This window comes from Erwinia sp. AC075, from assembly GCF_979253995.1.
Genome location: NZ_CEEDEU010000001.1, coordinates 381,370 through 401,744, shown reverse-complemented (window position 1 = coordinate 401,744; position 20,375 = coordinate 381,370). Strand labels below are relative to the sequence as shown.

2 protein-coding genes are annotated in these 20,375 nt (G+C 60.8%); both read right to left on the bottom strand.

The window, feature by feature from the left end:
* Positions 1-34: 34 nt before the first annotated feature.
* Positions 35-1,339 carry a TolC family outer membrane protein gene (locus AC0IXH_RS01885; protein WP_049789663.1) on the bottom strand — a complete coding sequence of 435 codons (1,305 nt, stop codon included), beginning with the start codon at positions 1,337-1,339 and terminating at the stop codon, positions 35-37.
* 470 nt (positions 1,340-1,809) lie between these two features.
* Entirely contained in the window at positions 1,810-20,010 is an 18,201-nt protein-coding gene (locus AC0IXH_RS01880; protein WP_471719857.1) for an Ig-like domain-containing protein, read from the bottom strand.
* Between the last annotated feature and the right edge of the window lie 365 nt (positions 20,011-20,375).

Here is a 20,375-nt window from a genome sequence, read left to right as displayed (position 1 = left end):
AGTACTGCCTTAAAAGTTGCGTGTGCTTCAAGCGTCACAGTGACGGCAAGGTTTGCCCACTGGTGGCTTCGCGATCAATCCCCATAATGTCCAGCAGATTGTCGACCGCTGCGGCATAACGAACCGTGGCATCCCAGCCATCATAAAGTGCCATCAGGCGACTGCTGTCGGCCTGGAATACATCCTGCTCCACGCTCAGCAGATCGTTGAGGCTGCGCTTATTCAACTTGTACTCATCGGCATAAACCGCGCGGGTGTGATCGGCGCTGCCCAACTGGGCCTCGCCGGCGGTTTGCCGTTGCTGGGCCCCGATCATGTCGGCATAGGCCGTGGAGGCATGCTGATTGATATCCAGTTTCGATTGCTGAATCGCGGCCTCGGCCGCTTCCCGGTCGCCTTCTGCGGCGCGGGTTTTGGCATTGACCAGTCCGCCCTGATAGAGCGGAGCCTCAACCTGCAGCTGCAACTCATCGTCCCAGTAGGATCGGCTGCTGTTTTCATAGCGGGTACGGCCGGCCTGCACTTTGATGGTTGGCCAGTGGTTTGAAGAGGCCTGACGGACGCGCTCCATCGCCGCTTCCTGTTTCGCCTGCGCACTGCGTACCGCGGCGCTTTTTTCGTAGGCGATTTTGTCGAGGGTGATTTGCTGATTGAGCAACGACTGCGGCAGCTCCGGCAAATCGTTGGAGACCACGCCGGTCAGCACCGTCAGCTGCGCCTGCGCCGAACGTTCCTGCGCGCGATACTGTTCGAGCGTGGCGTGCATACCCGCAATGCGGGTTTCGGCCTGCAACACGTCGGATTGCGAACTCAGCCCGGCGTCAGCACGCAGTTTGGCAATGTCTTTGACGTGTTCAAGCGAGGCGACGTTATTGCGCGAGGCGTCCACCAGCGCCTTGTAGCGCTTGACCTCCAGATAGGCTTGCAGCGTGTCCTGCGCCACGGTGGTCATGGTGTCATAAAGGTCGTAGCGGTAGGCATCGGAGAGTTTATGCTGCTCGTCGATGGCGCCGCCGGTGCGGCCAAAGTCATACAGCAACTGGCTCAGCGTGATGCCGCCGGAACCATTATTGTTCAGGCTGCCGGCCGAATCGGTCTGCTGTGACCGCCCGCCGGTGGCTGAAAGGGAAATTTGCGGATACCACGCACTCTCGGCGGCATCGAGATCGGCTTCGCCAACGTGGATTTGCGCCGCCGCTTCGGAAATTTTGGGATTACGGGCAAAGGCGCGAAGGATGGCATCGCGCAGGGTTAAGGTGGCGATTTGCTCCTCGGTCGGTGCTGCACGCCAGTTGAATTGAGCTTTCGGCTCTTTTGCTGCCAGCGCAGCCTGTCCCATTGAAGCGCAAAGTGCGCCGATACAGAGTGACAGCCACACTTTCTTCAATTTACTGCCTGTATACACCATCGAAATTCCCTTGTGCACCGGATATTAGGTAAAGGCATGCGGTCGAAAGATAAAGCAGCGCTTTATTTTCCAGAAGCATAAGCTAGCCAGCGCCGAAGAGGGAGCTGAGCCTGACCCGGTGTCGGACGGATTACAGAGCAACCCGCCACAAGAGAAATGGTTAGAACAGCAGCCATGACATCTTGCATAAAAAAGAGGGCATCCCCTCTAAATGGCAAGATCGCCGTTCAAGGCGATCTTCTTATATTAGTATTATTGGTCTTTCTTTACGCAACGTTAACACATTGCGTTGACTGTCTTATTTTATAAGAACCTTTTGCAAAAGCCAGTAACTGTTAACCTCCTCTTAACCTTAGACGCCCTGCACGAGAATTTCCTCTCTCGTGCAGGGAAAGTCTTTATCAGACCACGTGAACCTGCAGATTGTGCTGTACCAGCACGTCGCCGAGCGTGTTGGCCGAAGAGAGCGCCGAGTTGTGATAAACGTCAAACGTTTGTCCATCAACGGTCCGCTGCCCTGAGGTTGCCCATACGCCGCCATCGCCGTTGGCCAGCGTCACCTGGTCACCGGTGGTCCCTTTAATCACCAGGTCGTTGGTCTGACTGTCGGTGATATTCAGCGCTTCGTTGAGATCCAACTTCACGCTGTTGGTGCCGGCTTTACCGAGGTCGATCACCTCAATGTGCTCAACTTTCAGCCCCAGTGAGGTGAGATCGAGGGTCATATGCTCACCGTTCAGTACCAACGTATCGGTACCTGCCCCGCCGTCGATATGGGTAAAGTTCAGCGAGTTCACGGTTACCGTGTCGTTGCCCGCACTCCCGGTAACGGATGCCCCTTCCACCGTGTGACCATCCGCCAGGGTGATCACCACGCCGCCAATGGTGTAAGCACTGCTGTCTGCCACTGCCGCCGTGTCGGTCGCCGTCGCTGCGGCGGCCGTTGCATCATGCGTGGTGGTGCTGGTATCCGTACTGCTGGTATCACTGCCGGTCACCAGAGTGGAATCTACCGTCGCGGCATGGGTCACCGCCGTGGTACTGGTGTCCGTGGTGGAGTGCGTTGACGCCGCGGCAGCCGAGGTATCGTCGGCCACCACCGCCATCATCACCGAGGCAGTGGCGACAGAGGCGGTGCTGACTGGCAACAGCGAACCTAACAGCAAGGTGTTGCTGGTTGATGCCGGGTTACCCGCCGCATCCACCGCCGTCACGGTGACGATGCTGCTCAGACTCAGCGCCGTCAGCAAGCCGCCAGTGAACTTCACGCTGTAGCGACCCAGCGCATCGGTGGTGGCCTGCAAGGTGGTGCCGTTCAGGGTGACGTTCAGTCGGGTGCCCTGCGCCAGGTTCAGCGTGCCGCCCGATACGGTCAGACCGGTCAGCAACACGCTGACCAGGCTGAGGATTGGGTCGACGCCGATGGCGGGCAGATTATGGGTTACCGCGGTAAAGGCATCGCTGGCCGTCGAGGTATTGCCCACCGCATCGGTCAGCGTGACCGTCACGTTGGTCGAGCCATCCGCGATGTTTTTCAGCGCTGCGGAAGGCACGGTAACGCTCCAGGTGCCGTTGGCCAGCACCGTGGTGGTGTAGACATTCCCCGCCACGTTAACCGAGACCAAACTCCCTACCGCATTGGTCGAGGTACCGCTGATGGTCTCGGCGACATTGGCTTCGCTGAGGTTCAGATAGTGGTCGCCGCCAAACACGCTGCTGTTGGTGATCGCCACGGTTGGCAGCGTGTGGGTGCCCACCAGTACCGTGGTGGCTCCGCTACCGGCATTACCGGCGGCGTTGGTCAGGGTCGCGGTGACCGAATCCGTGCCGTCCGGCAGGGCAGCCAGCGTTGCGGCCGGAACCGACACGCTCCATGCCCCGCTGGCGCCCACGGTGGTGGTCAGCGTAGCCGTGCCGACTCTCACCGTGATCACCGAACCTTCGGCATTGGTCGAGGTACCGGAAATGGTCTGCGCACTGAGGGCATCGGTCGCATTCAGCAAGCCATCACCAAAGACGCTGGAGATGGTTACCGTTGGCGGCGTCTGCGCAATCACGCTTAACGAGCCGGTATTGCTTGCCTGGTTGCCATACGCATCGGTTGCGGTCGCCGAGGCGGTCAACGTGCCGTTAGCCAGGGCGGTCAGGTCGGCTTTCGGTACGCTCAGGCTCCAGCTGCCACCGCTACCCACGGTGGTGGTGTAGGTTTTGCCGCTCAGCGATACGCTGACCGTGGTACCCGCCGTCAGGTTAGTTGAAGACCCGCTGATGGTTTGCGCCGCGTTCAAATCGCTGGCACTCAGCACACCGTCACCAAACACCGTGTTGAGGGTCAAGGTTGGCGTGCTGTGGATCCCGACTTTCAGACCCGCGCTGGTGCTGGCCACGTTCCCCACCGCATCCGCGACCGAGACACCGACCGTCAGGTTGCCGTCCAGTAAGGTGCCGAGGATGTTTGGTGCAACCTGCGCGCTGAATACCCCGCCCTGACCCACGGTTGCGGTCACGGTAGAGCTGCCCAGATTAATGGTCACAATTGAACCGGCGGCGACGCCGTTACCGACCGTACCGCTGATGGTTTGCGTCACCAGCGATTCCAGCAGGCTAAGCACCCCATCACCAAACAGCGGATTCAGGGTGATGGTTGGCACCTGCAGCCCAACCAGCGCGCTGGCTGACGACGCCGTGGTGTTGCCTGCGCTGTCGGTCACGCTAACCCCAACGGACAGATTACCGTCGGTGAGTCCCTGCAGAAGAGTTGGTGTCAGCGCCAGGCTGAAGGTGCCGTTGGCTGCGGTGGTGGTGACAAACTGCGTTCCGCCAATGGTAACCACCACGCGGGATCCTGCATCCGCGCCGGTAATGGTTCCGCCAATGGTCTGGCCCAGTACCGCATCCGCCACGTTCAGCAGGCCATCACCGAACAATGGATTGATGGTGATAGAAGGCGCGGTCAGTTTGACCACCGCACCGGCGCTAACGACTTGCGAGGTGTTCCCCGCCGGATCGGTCACCGACGCGGTAACGGTCAGATTACCGCTGGTCAAAGTGCTCAACAGGGCCGGCGTGATGGTGGCGGTAAAGGCACCGTTGCTGCCGACGGTGGCATCAACCGTGGTATTACCGACGGTCACATGGACGATGGATCCCGCCACGGCATTGTTAACCGTCCCGCTGATGGTCTGATTGGTCAGCGCATCCGCAATGTTCAGGATGCCATCGCCAAAGATCGATCCGATCGACACGGTTGGCGTGGCGGTAAAGATGCCGACGTTCACCGCCGTTGAGCTGGTGTTCCCCGCCGGGTCGACAACCTTAACCCCCAGCGCCAGCGTGCCATCGGTCAGCGCAGCCAGATCCAGTGGTGGGATGTTGACGCTCCAGCGACCCAACGCATTTACCGTTGACTGGTAAGACTTGGTGCCCAGCGTGACGGTAACCGTTGAACCGGTTGCCGCCGTGACGGTGCCGCCCACCGTTTGGGTTAAGGCAGCCTCGGCGATATTCAGCAGGCCATCGCCGCCAAACAGCGTATCCAGCGCGCCGATAACCGGTGCGGTAAGGATTGTGGTGACGGTTTCACCGATGGTTCTGCTGTTACCCGCCGCATCGGTCAGCACCAGTTGCAGTTCCGTACTGCCTGGCTGCAGCGCCCCCAACAGGCTCGGTGGCACCACCAGCGCAAAGTTGCCGTCCTGGCCAACGTTAGCGGTCAGCGTGGTGCCACCCAGCGTTAAGGATACCGTCGCGCCGACGCCAGCGGAGGTTGCCACACCGGTAATGGTCTGGGCAACAGCCGTGTCGGCAGCATTGAGGAAGCCGTCACCAAACAGTGAGTCGACCACCAGATTCAGCGCGCTGTTCACCACTTTATTAATGGTGACCGTGGCATCGGTCTGGTTACCGGCGGCATCGTCGACACGCAGGCCAAACACCAGCGTGCCGTCGGTCAGGCTACCCAGCACTTCCGGCGTCAGTTGAATGCTGAAGGTTCCGTTTGGCTGCACGATTGCGGTTGCAATCGGTGCACCGTCGCCGAGATACAGACCAATGGTCTGGCCTTCGGCCCCGGAGGCGGTACCGGTCAACAACTGCGTGGTGAGGATATCGGTGGCGTTCAGCAGGTTATCGCCCAGCAGCGCCTCCACCTGAATCAGCGGTGCGCCGGTATCCACGGTGAAGGTATCCGTAGCGGTCGTGAGGTTACCCGCCGCATCGCTCAGGGTGGCGGTAATGGTATGACCAGTCTGGGTGAGCGCCTGCAGGTCACCGGAAGGCACGCTGGTGCTCCAGCTGCCGTTTGCCTGCACAATCGCGGTATAGGTTTTGCCTTCCAGCGTCACGGTGACCGCTCTGCCCGCCTCGGAAGTGGATGCGGTGCCGCTGATGGTCTGCGAAACCGCAGCTTCACTGCCATTCAGCACGTTATCGCCAGCAAATGCCGCGATGGTCAGCGTTGGCGCTACGCGGTCGACGAGGATCTGCTCGCTGGCCGTGAACGTGCCGTCGCCCACCGTGACCAGTTGCGCCTGAACAGTGTGGGTCCCGTCGGCCAGGTTCGCTGGCAGATTCGGGATAGTCACCGACCAGGTCCCTGCGGCGGTCGCTACCGGATAGGTGCCGACCGGCACACCATCTACTGTGACGGTAATGGTTCCCGCACCCGTTAAGGTGGGCAGATTGGCAAAGGTGCCGTTAATCGTCAGCGTGTCACCATCGGTGGCGTTCACGATATTGTCAGTCGACACCGGTGCCAGCGTTAACAGCGGCGTTGCCGGCAGCGTCAGGTCTATAGTGACGTCGGCACTGGCGGTGCCGATATTGCCAGCCGCATCGGTCACCGACACCCCGATGGTGCCAGTGCCGCTGGTGCCAAGCTGCGCAATTGCCGCTGGCGTAACGTTCACTGACCAGCTTCCATCAGCCTGCACCACGCCGGTCAGCGTGGAGGTACCGATGGTGACCGTCACCAGCTGTCCCGCGCTGGCACCGACGGTGGTCCCGCTCAGCGTCTGCGCAGACAGGCTTTCGACATAGGTCAGCGCATTGTCGCCGGTAAACGGCGTAATGGTGACGGTCGGTGCCTGGGTATCCACCGTGAAGCTGCCCGCCACGGTGGTGGCATTGCCGGCACTGTCGGTAGCCACAACTGTGACCGCCTGCGTACCCTGTGCCAGCGCACCCAACGCGGCCGCGTCGAGATCCAGCGTCCAGACACCGTTGGTGCCGGCGGTAACGTCATAGTTAGTGCCACCAACGGTGACCCTCACCGCCTGGTTAGCGCCCGCCGTACCGGTCAGTGATGCACCGGCTGTGGCTTCCGCCAGATTGAGGAAGCTGTCGACAAACGGCGTCGCCAGCGTAGCCACCGGGGCCGTCAGTGCCGCGGTAAAGTCGAGGGTTTCCGTGGTGCTGTTGCCCGCCGGATCGGTGACCGTCACGTTGACACTGTGCGTCCCTGCGGTCAGGCCACTCAATGTGCCTGCTGGCAACGCCACCGACCAGTTACCGTCAGCATCGACGGTGCCGGTATAGGTGACGCCCGCCACGTCGATCCTCAGCTGTACGCCCTGATTAGCGCCGGTGGCACCGGTGGTGCCGGTCAGCGTTAACGCGCCGGCCGCTTCCGCGATGTTCAGTACGCCATCGCCAAACAGGGTATTGATGGTCGGATCCGGTGCGGTCAGTACGGCGGTAAAGTCGAGTGCCGCGGTATCAGTGTTACCCGCGCTGTCGGTGGCGGTGACGCTGACGGTATGGGTGCCGTTGGCCAACGCGCCCAGCTGCGCGGGCGTCAGGCTTAGCGACCAGTTTCCGCTCGCATCGACGGTCGCCGCAACGGAGTTACCGTTGTTGAAGCCGCTGATGGAGACATTCACCGTCTGGCCCGCACCGAGTTTACCGGTAGAGCCACTGATGGCCTGCGCCAGGGCGGCTTCGCTGATATTCAGCTGGCCATCGCCAAACGGCAGGTTGATCGACACGTCAGGCAGATCGTTAATCGCCACCAGCAAGGCACCGCTGGTCGTTCCAACGTTGCCTACGCTGTCGGTGACGGTAACCGCAATTGGCCAGTTGCCATCCGGCAGCGTGGTCAATACGTTGGCCGGTAGTGCCAGACTCCATTGCCCGGTCGCCGTATCCACCGTGGCGGTATAGGCCGCGCCGTTAATATTGACGCTCACCGTCTGCGCACCGGTGATACCGGTGACGCCCGTCAGCGCACCGCCTGCTGCCGCTTCCGTGGCATTCAGCACGCCATCGACAAACGGCTGCACCAGCGTTGGTGCCGGCAGTCCGGTGATGATGGCGGTGAAGTCCAGCGAGTCGCTGCTGCTGTTACCCGCGCGATCGGTGACCACCACGTCAATGGTATGCGTGCCGTTGCCCAAATCCGCCGCCATTGATGGCGTCAGCGTGGCGCTCCAGTTGCCGTTAGCATCGACGGTTGCGGTGACGGCATTATTATCAATCTGCAGCTCGACCGTCTGGCCCGCACCAACAATGCCGGTGGTGCCACTGATGATTTGATCGACACCGGCTTCAACCGCATTCAGGGCGCCATCGACAAACGGAACCGCAATATCAGCGACAGGCAGCGTATTGGCCAACACTTCAACACTGCCGTTGACGCTGGCCGGGTTGCCCGCCGCATCCGTAGCGGTGACGGAAACCTGCAGCGTTCCATCCGCAAGGCCGCTGAGCGCCCCGGCCGGGATGTTCGCCGACCAGAGGCCGTCAGCCTGAACGGTGCCCGCGAAGGTCAGGTTACCAATGGTCACCTGAACCGCCGTGCCGACATCCAGGTTAGTGGCGGTACCGGTGAGGATCTGTGCCGCCGTGACTTCGGCTGCATTGAGCAGTCCATCCACAAACGGCGTCGCCAGCGTCAGCACCGGCAACGTATTGATCGCCACGCCCAGATCCAGCAGATCCGTGGTGGTATTGCCGGCGGTATCGGTGACCGAAACGCCGACCTGCGCGGTGCCATCAGGCAGCAGCAGCAAATCACCGGCCGGGATAGTCAGGCTCCAGGTGCCATTATCCGTCACCGTGGTGGTGTAAGTTTTATTGTTCAGCGTCACGTCAATGGTCAGTCCCGCTTCAGACGTACCGCCCACCAGCAATCCTGCGACCGCTTCAGCCAGATTCAGGATCTGATCCGTTCCGGCACCTAAGGTGACGTCGAGGATCGGTGGATTGGTGTCGACGGTGAAGTTTTCGCTGCTGGTGGCAGGGTTGCCCGCCACGTCATTGCCGCTGGCCGTCACGCTGTTGCTGCCCTGATTCAGCGCCTGAACATCCGCCGCCGGAACGGTTGCCGTCCAGTTGCCGTCCGCATCCACCGTGGCGGTGTAGGTTTTGCTGTTGAGGGTAACGGTGATGTTATCCCCGGCGGCAATATGCTGGCTGGTCCCGGTGATCTGCACATCACTTCGGGATTCATTGAAGTTGATCACATCATCGCTGGTCACCGGATTAATGGCGATCACCGGCAGATCGGCTGCCTGAGCAATCACCGTCACCTGATGCGTTGAGCTGGCCGGATTGCCGGAGGTATCCGTCACCGACACGCTGATGGTCTGCGCACCGTCCGTCAGCGCGCCAACGTTGGCGGCCGGCACACTGGTGGTCCATGTGCCATCTGCCAGCACCGTGGCGGTATAGGTGACGTTGTTCAGGGTAATGGTGACCGTCTGTCCTTCCGCCACGTTAGTGGTGGTTCCCGCAATGGTCAGCGGCTGTCCGGCTTCGGCCTGATTAATGTAGTCATCACCGGAGACGATGCCCACGGTAATGGTTGGCTGGTTAGCCGGAGACGCATCCACCGTCACCGTCAGATTCTGCACGGTGCTGTTCCCGGCGCTGTCGGTCAGCGTGGCGGTGACCGGATAGGTGCCATCGGCCAGGGTTTGCGTCACGCTGGAAGGCAGATCCAGCTTCCAGGTGCCATCACTTTGCACCGTTTGCTGATATGTCTGGCCATTAAAGGTAATGGTCACCTGCTGACCCGCTTCGCTCACGGACGCGGTACCGCTGATGGAGACTGGCTGCAGGATCTCAGCCGCATTGATGATGTTGTCGCCGGCAACCGGCGTCAGTGCCAGCGTCGGCGCAACCAGATCGACGGTAATGGTGGTGTCGATCGTACCGGTATTGCCCTGCGCATCGGCGGCGGTCACGGTGATGGTCTGGATCCCGTCGCCCAGGCCCTGCAAGGTCGCCGTGCTGAGTGGCAGGGTCCAGTTGCCGTTGGCATCCACCGTGGCGGTGAAATCAGCGCCATTGATGTTTACGGTGACGGTTTGACCGGCCCCGCTGACGCCTGTGGTGCCGGTCAGCGTCTGATCGGCCCCGGCTTCGCTGATACTCAGATAGCCATCGACAAACGGTGTGTTGATGGTCGGCTGCAGCGCTTCCGTCGCCACAACCACCGTGGTGGTGATGGTGCCGGTGTTACCTGCCGCATCACTGAGGCTGACATTCAGCGGATAGCTACCGTCTGCCGCAGCCTGCAGTAAACCGGCTGGCAGTTGCAGACTCCAGTCACCCTGGGCATTAACGGTGGTGCTGTAGCTTTGTCCATTGAGGGTGACCGTGACCGTCTGGCCTTCCTCTGCGCCCACGCTGCCACCGCTCACGGTGATTTCCGCGGCGGCTTCACCGTTGTTCACCACGCCGTCACCCGCGACAGGATTCAGAGACAGTGTTGGTGCAACCGTATCCACGCTGAACGGGATCGCCAGTATATTGCTGTTGCCGGCGACGTCGGTGACGGTCACCGGAATACTGGTATCACCCTGCGCCAGGGTTTGCAGGGCCACAGACGGCACGGACACCGTCCAGTTGCCATCCGCATCCACCACACCGGTATAGGTCGTGGTGCCAATCACTACCGAGACGGTCTGACCGTCGCCGGTGACGCCGGTGGTGCCGCTCAGGGTCTGCGTCAGCGCGGCTTCATTACCGTTCAGCACGCCATCGGAGAACGGTGTATCGGCAGTGGCCAGTGGCAGATCGTTGACGTGAACATTCAGGATGCTGCTTCCGGTGACGGTTGCGCCGGTATTGTCGGTGACGCTGGCGGTCAGCGTTACCGCCCCGTCCGGCAGACCGGCCAGTGAAGAAGCCGGAATAATGGCATTCCACACGCCATTGGCGCCCACCACGGCCGTAAAGGTCTGGCCATTAAAGGCCACGGTCACCGTGCTGCCTTCGGCGACGTTCGCCGTGGTACCTGAAACAATCAGCGCATCCTGCGCTTCTTCGGCATTCAGGTAGCCATCGGTGCTCAGCGGATCCAGGCTGATGCCTGCAGCCTCACTGTTAACCGTCAGGCTGTGGGTGGCAGTGACCGGGTTGCCTGCTGCATCGCTGACGGCCACGTTGAAGGTGGCGGTGCCGTCAATCAGTGCTGCCAGCGCGGCGGATGGAATGCTGACGCTCCAGCCGCCGCTGGCCTGTACGGTCGCTTCATAAACCTGACCGTTAAGGGTGACGGTGACAATCTGACCGGCTTCGACGTTAGTTGTCGAGCCGCTCAGCAGCTGCGCGGTCTGCTGTTCAGCACCGTCCAGAATGTCATTGCCGGCAAAGGTGTTAACGGTAAGGGTTGGCAGCGAGGCGGCATCGGCTTTCACCGCCAGCGTGCTGTCGACCGTGCTGCTGTTGCCTGCCGGATCGGTGGCGGTCACGCTCAGGGTATAGTTGCCGTTGGTCAGCGCAGCCAGGTCGCCTGCAGGAACGGTCACCGTCCACTCGCCGGTATCGTTAACCTCAGCGGTGTATTGCACGCCGTTCAGGGTGATCTGAACCGTTGCATTCGCTTCGCTGCTGCCATTGACCACCAGTGGAGCGCCCTGCTCAGCCGCATTCAAAATGTTGTCGCCGGCAACCGGCCCCACTGCAACCGCAGGTGGCAGAGTATCAACCGCCAGGGTGAGATTGGCGGTCGCCGGATTTCCGGCCGCATCGCTGACGTTAACCACCGCAGTGGTATCGCCCTGAGGCAGCGCCTGCAAGGCATCAGCCGGAACGCTGACGCTCCAGTTGCCGTTGCCATCGACCGTACCGCTGTAGGTGACGCCATTAATGACGACGTTGACCGTCTGACCATCGCCGGTCACGCCGGTGGTGCCGGTCAGGGTCTGCGGACTGCCCGCTTCCTGACCGTTCAGGGTGCCATCAACAAACGGCAGATCGGTGGTGACCACCGGCAGATCGGTAATTGCCACGGTCAGCCCGGCAGTGCTGGTCACCGGGTTGCCAGCCGCATCGGTACTGGTCACGGTGAGCTGCAGCGCGCCGTCAGGCAGGCCCTGCAGGGTTGCCGCCGGAACCGAGATGCTCCAGCTGCCATCCGCCGCCACGGTGGTTGGATAGGTTACGCCATTCAGCACCACGGTTAACGCGGCACCTTCCGCTACGTTAAGCGTTGTTCCGCTGATGATCAGCGGATCCTGGGCTTCGGCGAAACTCAGGTAGCCGTCGCCGCTGACCGGGTTAATCGCCACGCCGCTCAGGCTGCTGTTAATGTCAAAGTTGCCCGGCAAGGTGGTGATGTTGCCGGCCGCATCGCTGACGGTGACGCTGTAGGTCTGGCTACCCTCAGCCAGTCCACCCAGCGCAGCCGCTGGAATGGTGACGCTCCAGTCACCACTCGCCTGCACCACGCCGGTGTAGCTGACGCCATTCAGGGTCACGGTGACCAGTTGGCCTTCCTGCACATTGGTGGTGGTGCCGCTCAGCAGCTGATCAACCTGCTGTTCAGCGCCATCAACCACGTCGTTTCCGGCGAACGCATTCAGCGTCAGCGTTGGCAGCGAATCGGCATCAACGACGACGTTCAGTGGTGCATCCTGCGTGGTGGTATTACCGGCCAGATCGGTAGAGACCACGGTCACGGTGTAATTGCCGTTGGTCAGTCCGGCCAGTGCATCGGCCGGAATGTCCAGGCTCCACTGGCCATTGCTGCCAACGGTGGTGAGGTATTCGGCTCCCTGGAAGGTCACGGAAATGGCCGCGCCGTTTTCCCCGGTCCCGCTGACGGTCAGGGGTTGCGCCTGTTCAGCCACGTTCAGTACGCCGTCTCCAGCGATGGGGGCCACGCTCAGCGCCGGTGCGGTCAAATCCACCGCCAGCGAGGAATTGGCTGAAGTGCTGTTGCCCGCAACATCCGTTGCCGTCACGGTCACCGGATAGGTGCCGTTGGTCAGCGCCGTGGCATCGGCAGCCGGTACCGCAACGGTCCAGTTGCCATCGCCATCGACCGTGCCCTGATAGGTCACGCCATTCAGGGTGACACGAATGCTGTCACCGACCTCGCCCGTACCGCTAATCGCCAGCGGCTGGCCCTGCTCACTGGCATTCAGCGAACCGTCGCCAGAAATCGTTGCCACAATCAGCGCCGGTGGGGTGAGATCCACGGTGACAGTCCGATCAACCGTCACCGGCTGGCCGGTGGTTGGCGTCGCGGTGACAGTCAGGGTGTATGGGCCATCCGTCACGCCCGCTAAGGCACTGGCAGGGATGGCTGCGGTCCACAGCCCGTCAGCACCGACCGTGGCGGTGTAATTCGTGCCGTTAAAGTTGACCACCACGGTGGTGCTGCCATCCGCCACGCTACCGGTGACGTTAACGCCCAGCTGCGCTTCGGCGGCGTTGACGATATCGTCGCCCGCCACGGTATTGACGATCACCGTGGTATCGATAGCGGTTTCGACGCTGACCGCAGGGGTCTGCACCGCGCTGTTACCCGCGGCATCGGTAACCGTCACGGTGACGGTATTGTTCCCTTCGGTCAGGTTGCCCAGCGTGCTGGCAGGCACGGTAACGCTCCACTGCCCATCCGTACCCACGGTGGTGTTGTAGGTCTGTCCGCCCAGCGTCACCGTCACCGCATCGCCCTGCGTACCGGTACCGGTAATGGCCAGCGGCTGGCTCTGTTCAGCCAGGTCGATGATGTTATCGCCCGCAATGTCATTGACGGTAAAGGTTGGCGCTGCGGTATCCACGCTCAACGGCAGGTTTTGCGTGGTGGTATTGCCATAGACATCGGACGCCACGATCTGCAACGCATAAGGACCGTCGGCAAGACCGGCCACCACGGTTTGCGGCACCGTCACGCTCCAGTTGCCTGCATCATCCACCGTTGCCGCGTACGTTGTGCCATTCAGCAACACATTAACGGTATCCCCCGGAGAGACCGTGCCGCTCAGCACCAGCGCGCTGGCCTGTTCTTCCTGATTAATAATATTGTCGCCGCCTGCCACGTCACCGGTAGTCAGCGTTGGCAGGGTAGTTGCCACGGTAATGTCCGGGACCGGCGTGATGGTGGCGGTGTTGCCCGCGATATCGGTGACGGTCACGGTGACCGGCGTGGTGCCCTGCGGCAGCGCCTGCAATACGGTGCTCGGTAGATCCAGTGACCAGACGCCAGAACTGTTAACCGTGGCGTTGTAATCCTGGCCATTAATATTGACGACAACGGTCTGACCGTCGCCGGTTTGGCCGGTGACCCCGGTCAGTGTCTGTTCCACGCCCGCTTCAGCATTGTTCAGCACGCCGTCGGTAAACGGCGGCGCCAGCGTCGGTGCCAGCGTGGGTTCGTTCAGAACCGTCAGCGAGCCATCGCTGGTAACGGTGGTGCCATTGCCTGCCTCAACGCTAACGGATGCATCTACCGGGCCTTGCGGTAACGCCGCCAGCGCGGTGGCCGGAACCGATAGGCTCCAGCTGCCGTCGGCATTGACGGTGGTGGTGTAGGCGACACCGTTAAGGGTAAACGTGACCAGGCTGTCGACCGGGACGTTAGTGGTATTACCGGTGACGTTCAACGCGGATTCGGTCTCAACCGCATTCAAATAGCCATCGTCGCTGAGCGGATTGAAGGCGATGCTGCTGAGGGTGTTATCCACGCTGAAGGTTTTGTCGGTGGTGCCGGTATTGCCGGCCAGATCGGTCACGCTGACGCTAAGGGTTTGCGAGCCATTGGCCAGGGCGGCCAGATCGCTGGCGGGCACGCTCACCTGCCAGCTGCCGCCGGTTTCAACGGTAGTGACATAGCTGACGCCGTTCAGTGACACGGTCAGCGTTTGCCCCGCTTCAACATTGGTGGCGGTACCGGTGATCAGCTGGTTCACCTGCTGTTCGGCACCATCGATGACGTTATTGGCGGTGATATCCGAGACAAAGATGGACGGAATATTTTTATCCACCACCAGCGTGGTGCTGGTGTCGGTGGCGTTGCCCGCCTGATCGCTGGCGGTAACGTTGAGGGTATAGCTGCCGTTCGCCAGACCGGCCACCACGTTGCCCGGAATCGTCAGCGACCACACGCCATCCGCATTGACCACCGCGGTGTAGTTAACATTGTTCAGCTCAACGCTGACCGTGTTGCCGACTTCGCCGGTGCCGTTAACCACCAGCGGTTGATTACTCTCGGCCGCATTGAGGTAGCCGTCAGAGGCCGGATTCACCGTAACCGTTGGCGGCGTTAAATCGACGTCCAGCGTGCGCAGGACAGACGTCGAGTTACCGGCAGCATCGGTGGTGGTGACCTGGACTTCATAGCTGCCATCGGTCAGCGCAACCAGCGCCGCTACCGGGACATCCACACTCCAGTTACCGGTGCCGGTCACCGTGGCGGTATAGAACTGCCCATTCAGCGAAATTGTGACGGTATCGCCAAATTCACCGCTGCCGCTTAAGGTCAGTGGCTGGCCCTGCTCTGCCAGATTCAGGCGATTGTCTTCGGCGATGGCATCAACCGTTAAGGCCGGTGCCAGCGTATCAACCTGGAAGCTGTCGTTCAGCGTGGTGCTGTTGCCTGCCGAATCGGTCGCGGTCACCACCAGCGGATTGTTCCCCTGTGGCAGCGCCTGCAGCACGGCATTCGGCAGCGAGACCGACCAGTTGCCGTTGGCATCAACGGTGCCGGTGTAGGTGATGCCACCCAACACAATCGACACGCCCTGACCTGCGCCAGTCACGCCGGTCGATCCGGTGAGGGTCTGATCGGCGATCGACTCTGCACCATTTAAGGTGCCATCCACAAACGGCGTATCCACCACCAGCGCGAAGTCCGGATTCACATCGGAAGTCAGGCTGTGGGTGGTGGTAATAACGTTGCCGTTCACGTCGGTGGCGGTTGCCGTTACGGTCAGATCGCCATTCGGCAAGGTGCCCAATGCCGCAGCCGGCACGGTGACGTTCCAGCTACCGTCAGAGTTAGTGGTGGTTTCGTAATCGACGTTGTTAAAACGCACCAGGATCCGCGCGCCAAAGGCCACAAAACGGCTGCTGCCGTGGATCACCAGATCGTTTTGCGCTTCAACATTATTCAGCATGTTGTCATCGCTGATCGCGCCGATGGCGATGGCGCTGAAGGTGTTATCCACGGTGTAGTTGCCGGTGGTGGCCGCCGGGTTGCCGGCAACATCACTGACGTCGACGGTATAGTTTTGCGTGCCGTTCGCCAGCTGGTAGAAGGCGCTGGCAGGGACCAGGACGCTCCAGCTGCCGTCTGACTGCACGGTCCCGTTGTAGGTTTCGCCGTTCATGGTGACGGTCACAACCTGACCCGCCTGAACATTGGTGGTGCTACCGGTGACAAACTGAGACAGGCCTTTTTCAGCCCCATCCAAAATGCCGTCGCCGGTAAACGGTGCCACGCTGATGGTTGGCAGATCCGCCGCGTTGGCGATGACCTGCAGTGTCTGGGTGGTGGTGCCGACGTTACCCGCCGCATCGGTAGCCTGCACGCTGACGTTGTAGCTGCCGTCAACCAGCTGGGTGACCGTGGCCGCAGGAACGGTGACAGTCCAGTTGCCGTCAGCATCGATGGTAGCGGGGTAAATGCCGCCGTTCAGCGTTATCTGCACCGTTGAACCCAGTTCCGCAGTGCCGGTAAGGGTCAAGGCTGCGCCGTGCTCGACCGCGTTGAGATAGCCGTCACCCGAAACCGGCGCCAGGCTCACGTCAGGCGCAGCGGTGTCTTTGAGGATTGGCGTCAGTTCGGTGGTTTTATTGCCGCCCGCATCGGTGGCGGTGACGCTAAGGTCATATTTACCGTCTGGCAGCGTTTGCAGGGTTGAAGGCGACACGCTGACGCTCCAGTTCCCTGCCGCATCGGTGCCGGTATTGTAAGTTACACCGCCGACCACCACGCTGATGGTGCTGCCGGCTTCGGCGGTACCGCTGACGACCAGCGGCTGATTCTGGCTCTGGCCATTAATGGCGCCATCATTGCCGAACGGGGCGACCGTCAGCGCTGGCGGCGTGGTATCCACCGTCACCGGAACCGTAGACGAGATGCTGTTGCCCAGTGAATCTTTCACCGTCACTATCACGTCGGTGCTGCCGTCTGGCAGTGCCTGAAGCACGCCCGGTTGCAGCGTCAAGGTCCACACGCCGGTGTCAGGATTAACGGTGGCCGGATAATCGACGCCGCCAATGGTCACGGTGACCGACTGATCGGGGAAGGTTACGCCGGTATTACCGGTCAGCGTTTGTGGCGAATCCGTTTCGGTGCTGCTGAGAATATTGTCGCCAAACGGCGCATTCACTTCGATATTGTTCGGGAACGTGGTGCGCACATCGAGGCTGGCTTCGTTGCTGACCGCGGTGCCACCCGCATCCACCCCGGTGACGCTCACGGTATAGGTATTGTTGGCGAGGCCAGACAGTGCCGCAGCCGGAACCGTCGCCGTCCAGCTGCCATCTGCGCCGACGGTGGCCGCATAGCCGATGCCATTGAAGGTGACGGTCAGCGCCGTGTTCTCCGGCAGGCCCACGCTGACGCCGCCAATCAGCAGATCGCTGTTGGCCTCATTCGCATTCAGCGCGTTATCGATGCTGATTGCCCCAATGCTCAGCGATGCCACGCTGTTATCAACGTTCACATCCACGGAGCCCGTGGCGGTATTGACGTTACCGGCCAGATCGGTAACCTGGACGGTAAAGGACTGGGTGCCGTTGGTGAGGGTCTGCAGCTCGCTGGCTGGCAGCGTAATACTCCAGCCGCCACCTGCCGCCACCAAGCCCTGATAGACGTTGCCATCGGCCAGCGTGACCTGCACCTGGCTACCGGCCGGCGCATTGGTGGTCTGCCCGGTCAGGAATTGATCCTGAGTGACTTCAGCGGCGTTCAGCACGCCGTCGCCGGTTAACGGATCCACGGTCACCGTTGGGCGATTGGCCGGATTGGCAGCGAAGGTCACGTCGGTATAGGTTTCGGTGCGGTTGCCGGCGGCATCAGTGGCGATCACCGTCACCTGATAGGTGCCATCGACAATGCCGCCTTTGATATCGTCCAGCGAGACTGTCCAGGCGCCGGTGGTTGGATTGACGGTCGCGGTCAGATCCACACCGTTAATTTGCACCAGCACGGTATTGCCGACTTCCGTCTGGCCGTTGACTGACAGCGGCAGCGCCAGTTCGCCCGCGTTGACATAGCCGTCGGTGGAAATGGTTTCAACGCTGACGGTAGGCGCAATGGTATCCACGTCCAGGGTGGTGGTGGTTGGCGCGCTGGTATTGCCATAGGCATCGGTCGCGGTGACAGAAACGGTGGTACCACCCTGCGGGATCGCCTGCAAATCCGAGGCCGGAACGTTAACGCTCCAGGTGCCGTTTGCATTGACCGCGGTGGTGTAGGTGACGCCATTCAGGGTCACGGTGACGGTTTCGCTGCCGTTGCTTAAGCCGCTGATGGTCAGCGGCTGATTCACTTCCGTCTGATTCAGCAACGCATCCGACAGCTCAACGCTGACGGTGGGTGGCGCGGTGACCACATTGACCGGCGTGGTCGAGGTGGAGGTATTGCCCACCGGATCGGTGACCACCACGGTGATATCGTTGCTGCCCTGCGGCAGATTCTGCAAGGTGGCTGGCGGCACGGTGACCGTCCAGCTGCCGTCATTGTTGACCGTGCCGGTGTATTCCGTGCCGCCAACGGTGACGGTAACCGTCTGCCCGCTGCCGGTTGATCCGGTATTACCCGTCAGCGTCTGTGGCGTCGACGCTTCACCGCCACTCAGCACGCCGTCACCGAACGGCACATCAATCGTGGCATTCGGTGGCGTGGTATGCACCTCAAGCGAAACGGCAGAGCTGTTTTGCACCACCGATCCATCCGCCAGCGTGGCGGTCGCGGTGACCAGGTTCGAGCCTTGTGGCAACTGTTGCAGATCGGCGGCAGGCACGGAGGTGCTCCAGCTGCCATCTGCGCCAACGGTGGCGGAATAAGACTTACCGCCGAGCGTGACGCTCAGCACGGTGCCGGCAGGAATGCCGGTGGCAAAACCAGAAATCACCAGCGGAGACTGGGATTCTGTGGCGTTCAGCTGGCCGTCGCCGCTGAGTTCACTGATGCTGATGCTGCTGACGGAAATCGCCTGCACATCGAAATTATGCGAGGCAGAGACCGAGGCACCGGCGGCATTAGACACCGTCGCGGTGATGGTGCTCTCGCCATTGGCCAGGGCCTGCAAAGCCGAGGCTGGCACCGAAATACTCCAACTGCCGTTAGCCCCAACCGTTGCGGTGTAGGTTTGTTCGCCCAGTGAAATGGTAACGGTCTGCCCTTGCTGAACGTTGGTGGTGGTCCCGCTCAGGGTTTGCGGCGTCGATCTTTCTGCCCCATCCAGCACGTCGTTTCCGGCGAAGGTGTTGATCCCAATGGTTGGCGCGTTAGGCTGGGTGATTTCAGGCTGGACGGTGAACACATCGGTGCCGGTGGCGGTGTTGCCTTCGGCATTGGTGACGCTGACGTTGATGGTGTTGCTGCCGTTTGGCAGCGCCGCCAAATCTGCCGCCGGCAGAGAAATACTCCAGCTGCCATCGGCGCCCACGGTGGTGGTGTAGGTTTTGCCGTTCAGCACGATGGTCACCGTGCTGCCCGCTTCGGCGTTGGTGGTGGTGCCGCTCAGCGTCTGGTTACTGCCCTTCTCGGCCTGAGTCAACACATCGTCGCCGGTAAACGCATTAACACTGACAGTTGGCGTTAGGGGAGTCGTTCCGCCGCCGTTGTTACCACCGTTGTTTCCGCCGTCGGTCCCGCCATTGTTTCCGCCGTCGGTCCCGCCGTTGTTATTATCGTCGCCGCCACCACCACCGCCGCCACCGCCGGCAATCGCGCCAACAGCCAGTCCAGCCAGACCCAGCGCACCAATACCTGCAGCGGTGATCACGCCGTTAGACGCGCCGGTATCCGCCAGCAGAAGCGGTTCGATCGATCCCAGAGATTCATATTCCGGGGTGACCGCCATGGCGGTCTGGGCATCGGCGAACTCATTGGTGATCGGGAACAGCGCGTGCTCAGGAGGATTAACGCCATCGTCGAAGACCAGCTCGCTGTGGTCACCATCGACGTCGTCGAAGAAGAATTGTTGATAGCGAACCACGCTACCGTCGCGCATGTGCAAAATCAGGTCGTTACCCTGGCGCTCAAACCCGGTCACCATGTCTCGGGTACCGTGAATTCTCACTACGCTGGGTTGATTCAGAAGGACGTTATGGGACAAGCCCGCATTGGCCTGTGACAGGATTTTTCCATCATCGCGTGAAACGATATCTACGCGGCCATCATTGAGCTCTGCCATGGGTAACCTCTATATGCACCAGAAATTTTCATTATGTGTTTCGCGCGAGAAAATGAAGAAAACCTTCACTATCAGACGCAAAGCAAGGGATAACCAACACTCGAAAGTGGTTTGGTTTTTACCTGGTGCATAACCGCTCCCACTGGAAGCGAAAAGAATTACCTGTGGCGCCCAGTCTGGCTGAGCGACTATTTTTTCTAGCTTTTCCTTACACATACTAAGAAAAATCTGTCACCTTTGCGTGATGAATATTTATCAGAAAGATAAAAATATTTAATCAAATACACAACTTCTTAACAAGGGAAGGTGCCAAAAATTGCTAAATAACTGTTGAGTATCGCAGGTAAAGATTTGATTTAACGCAA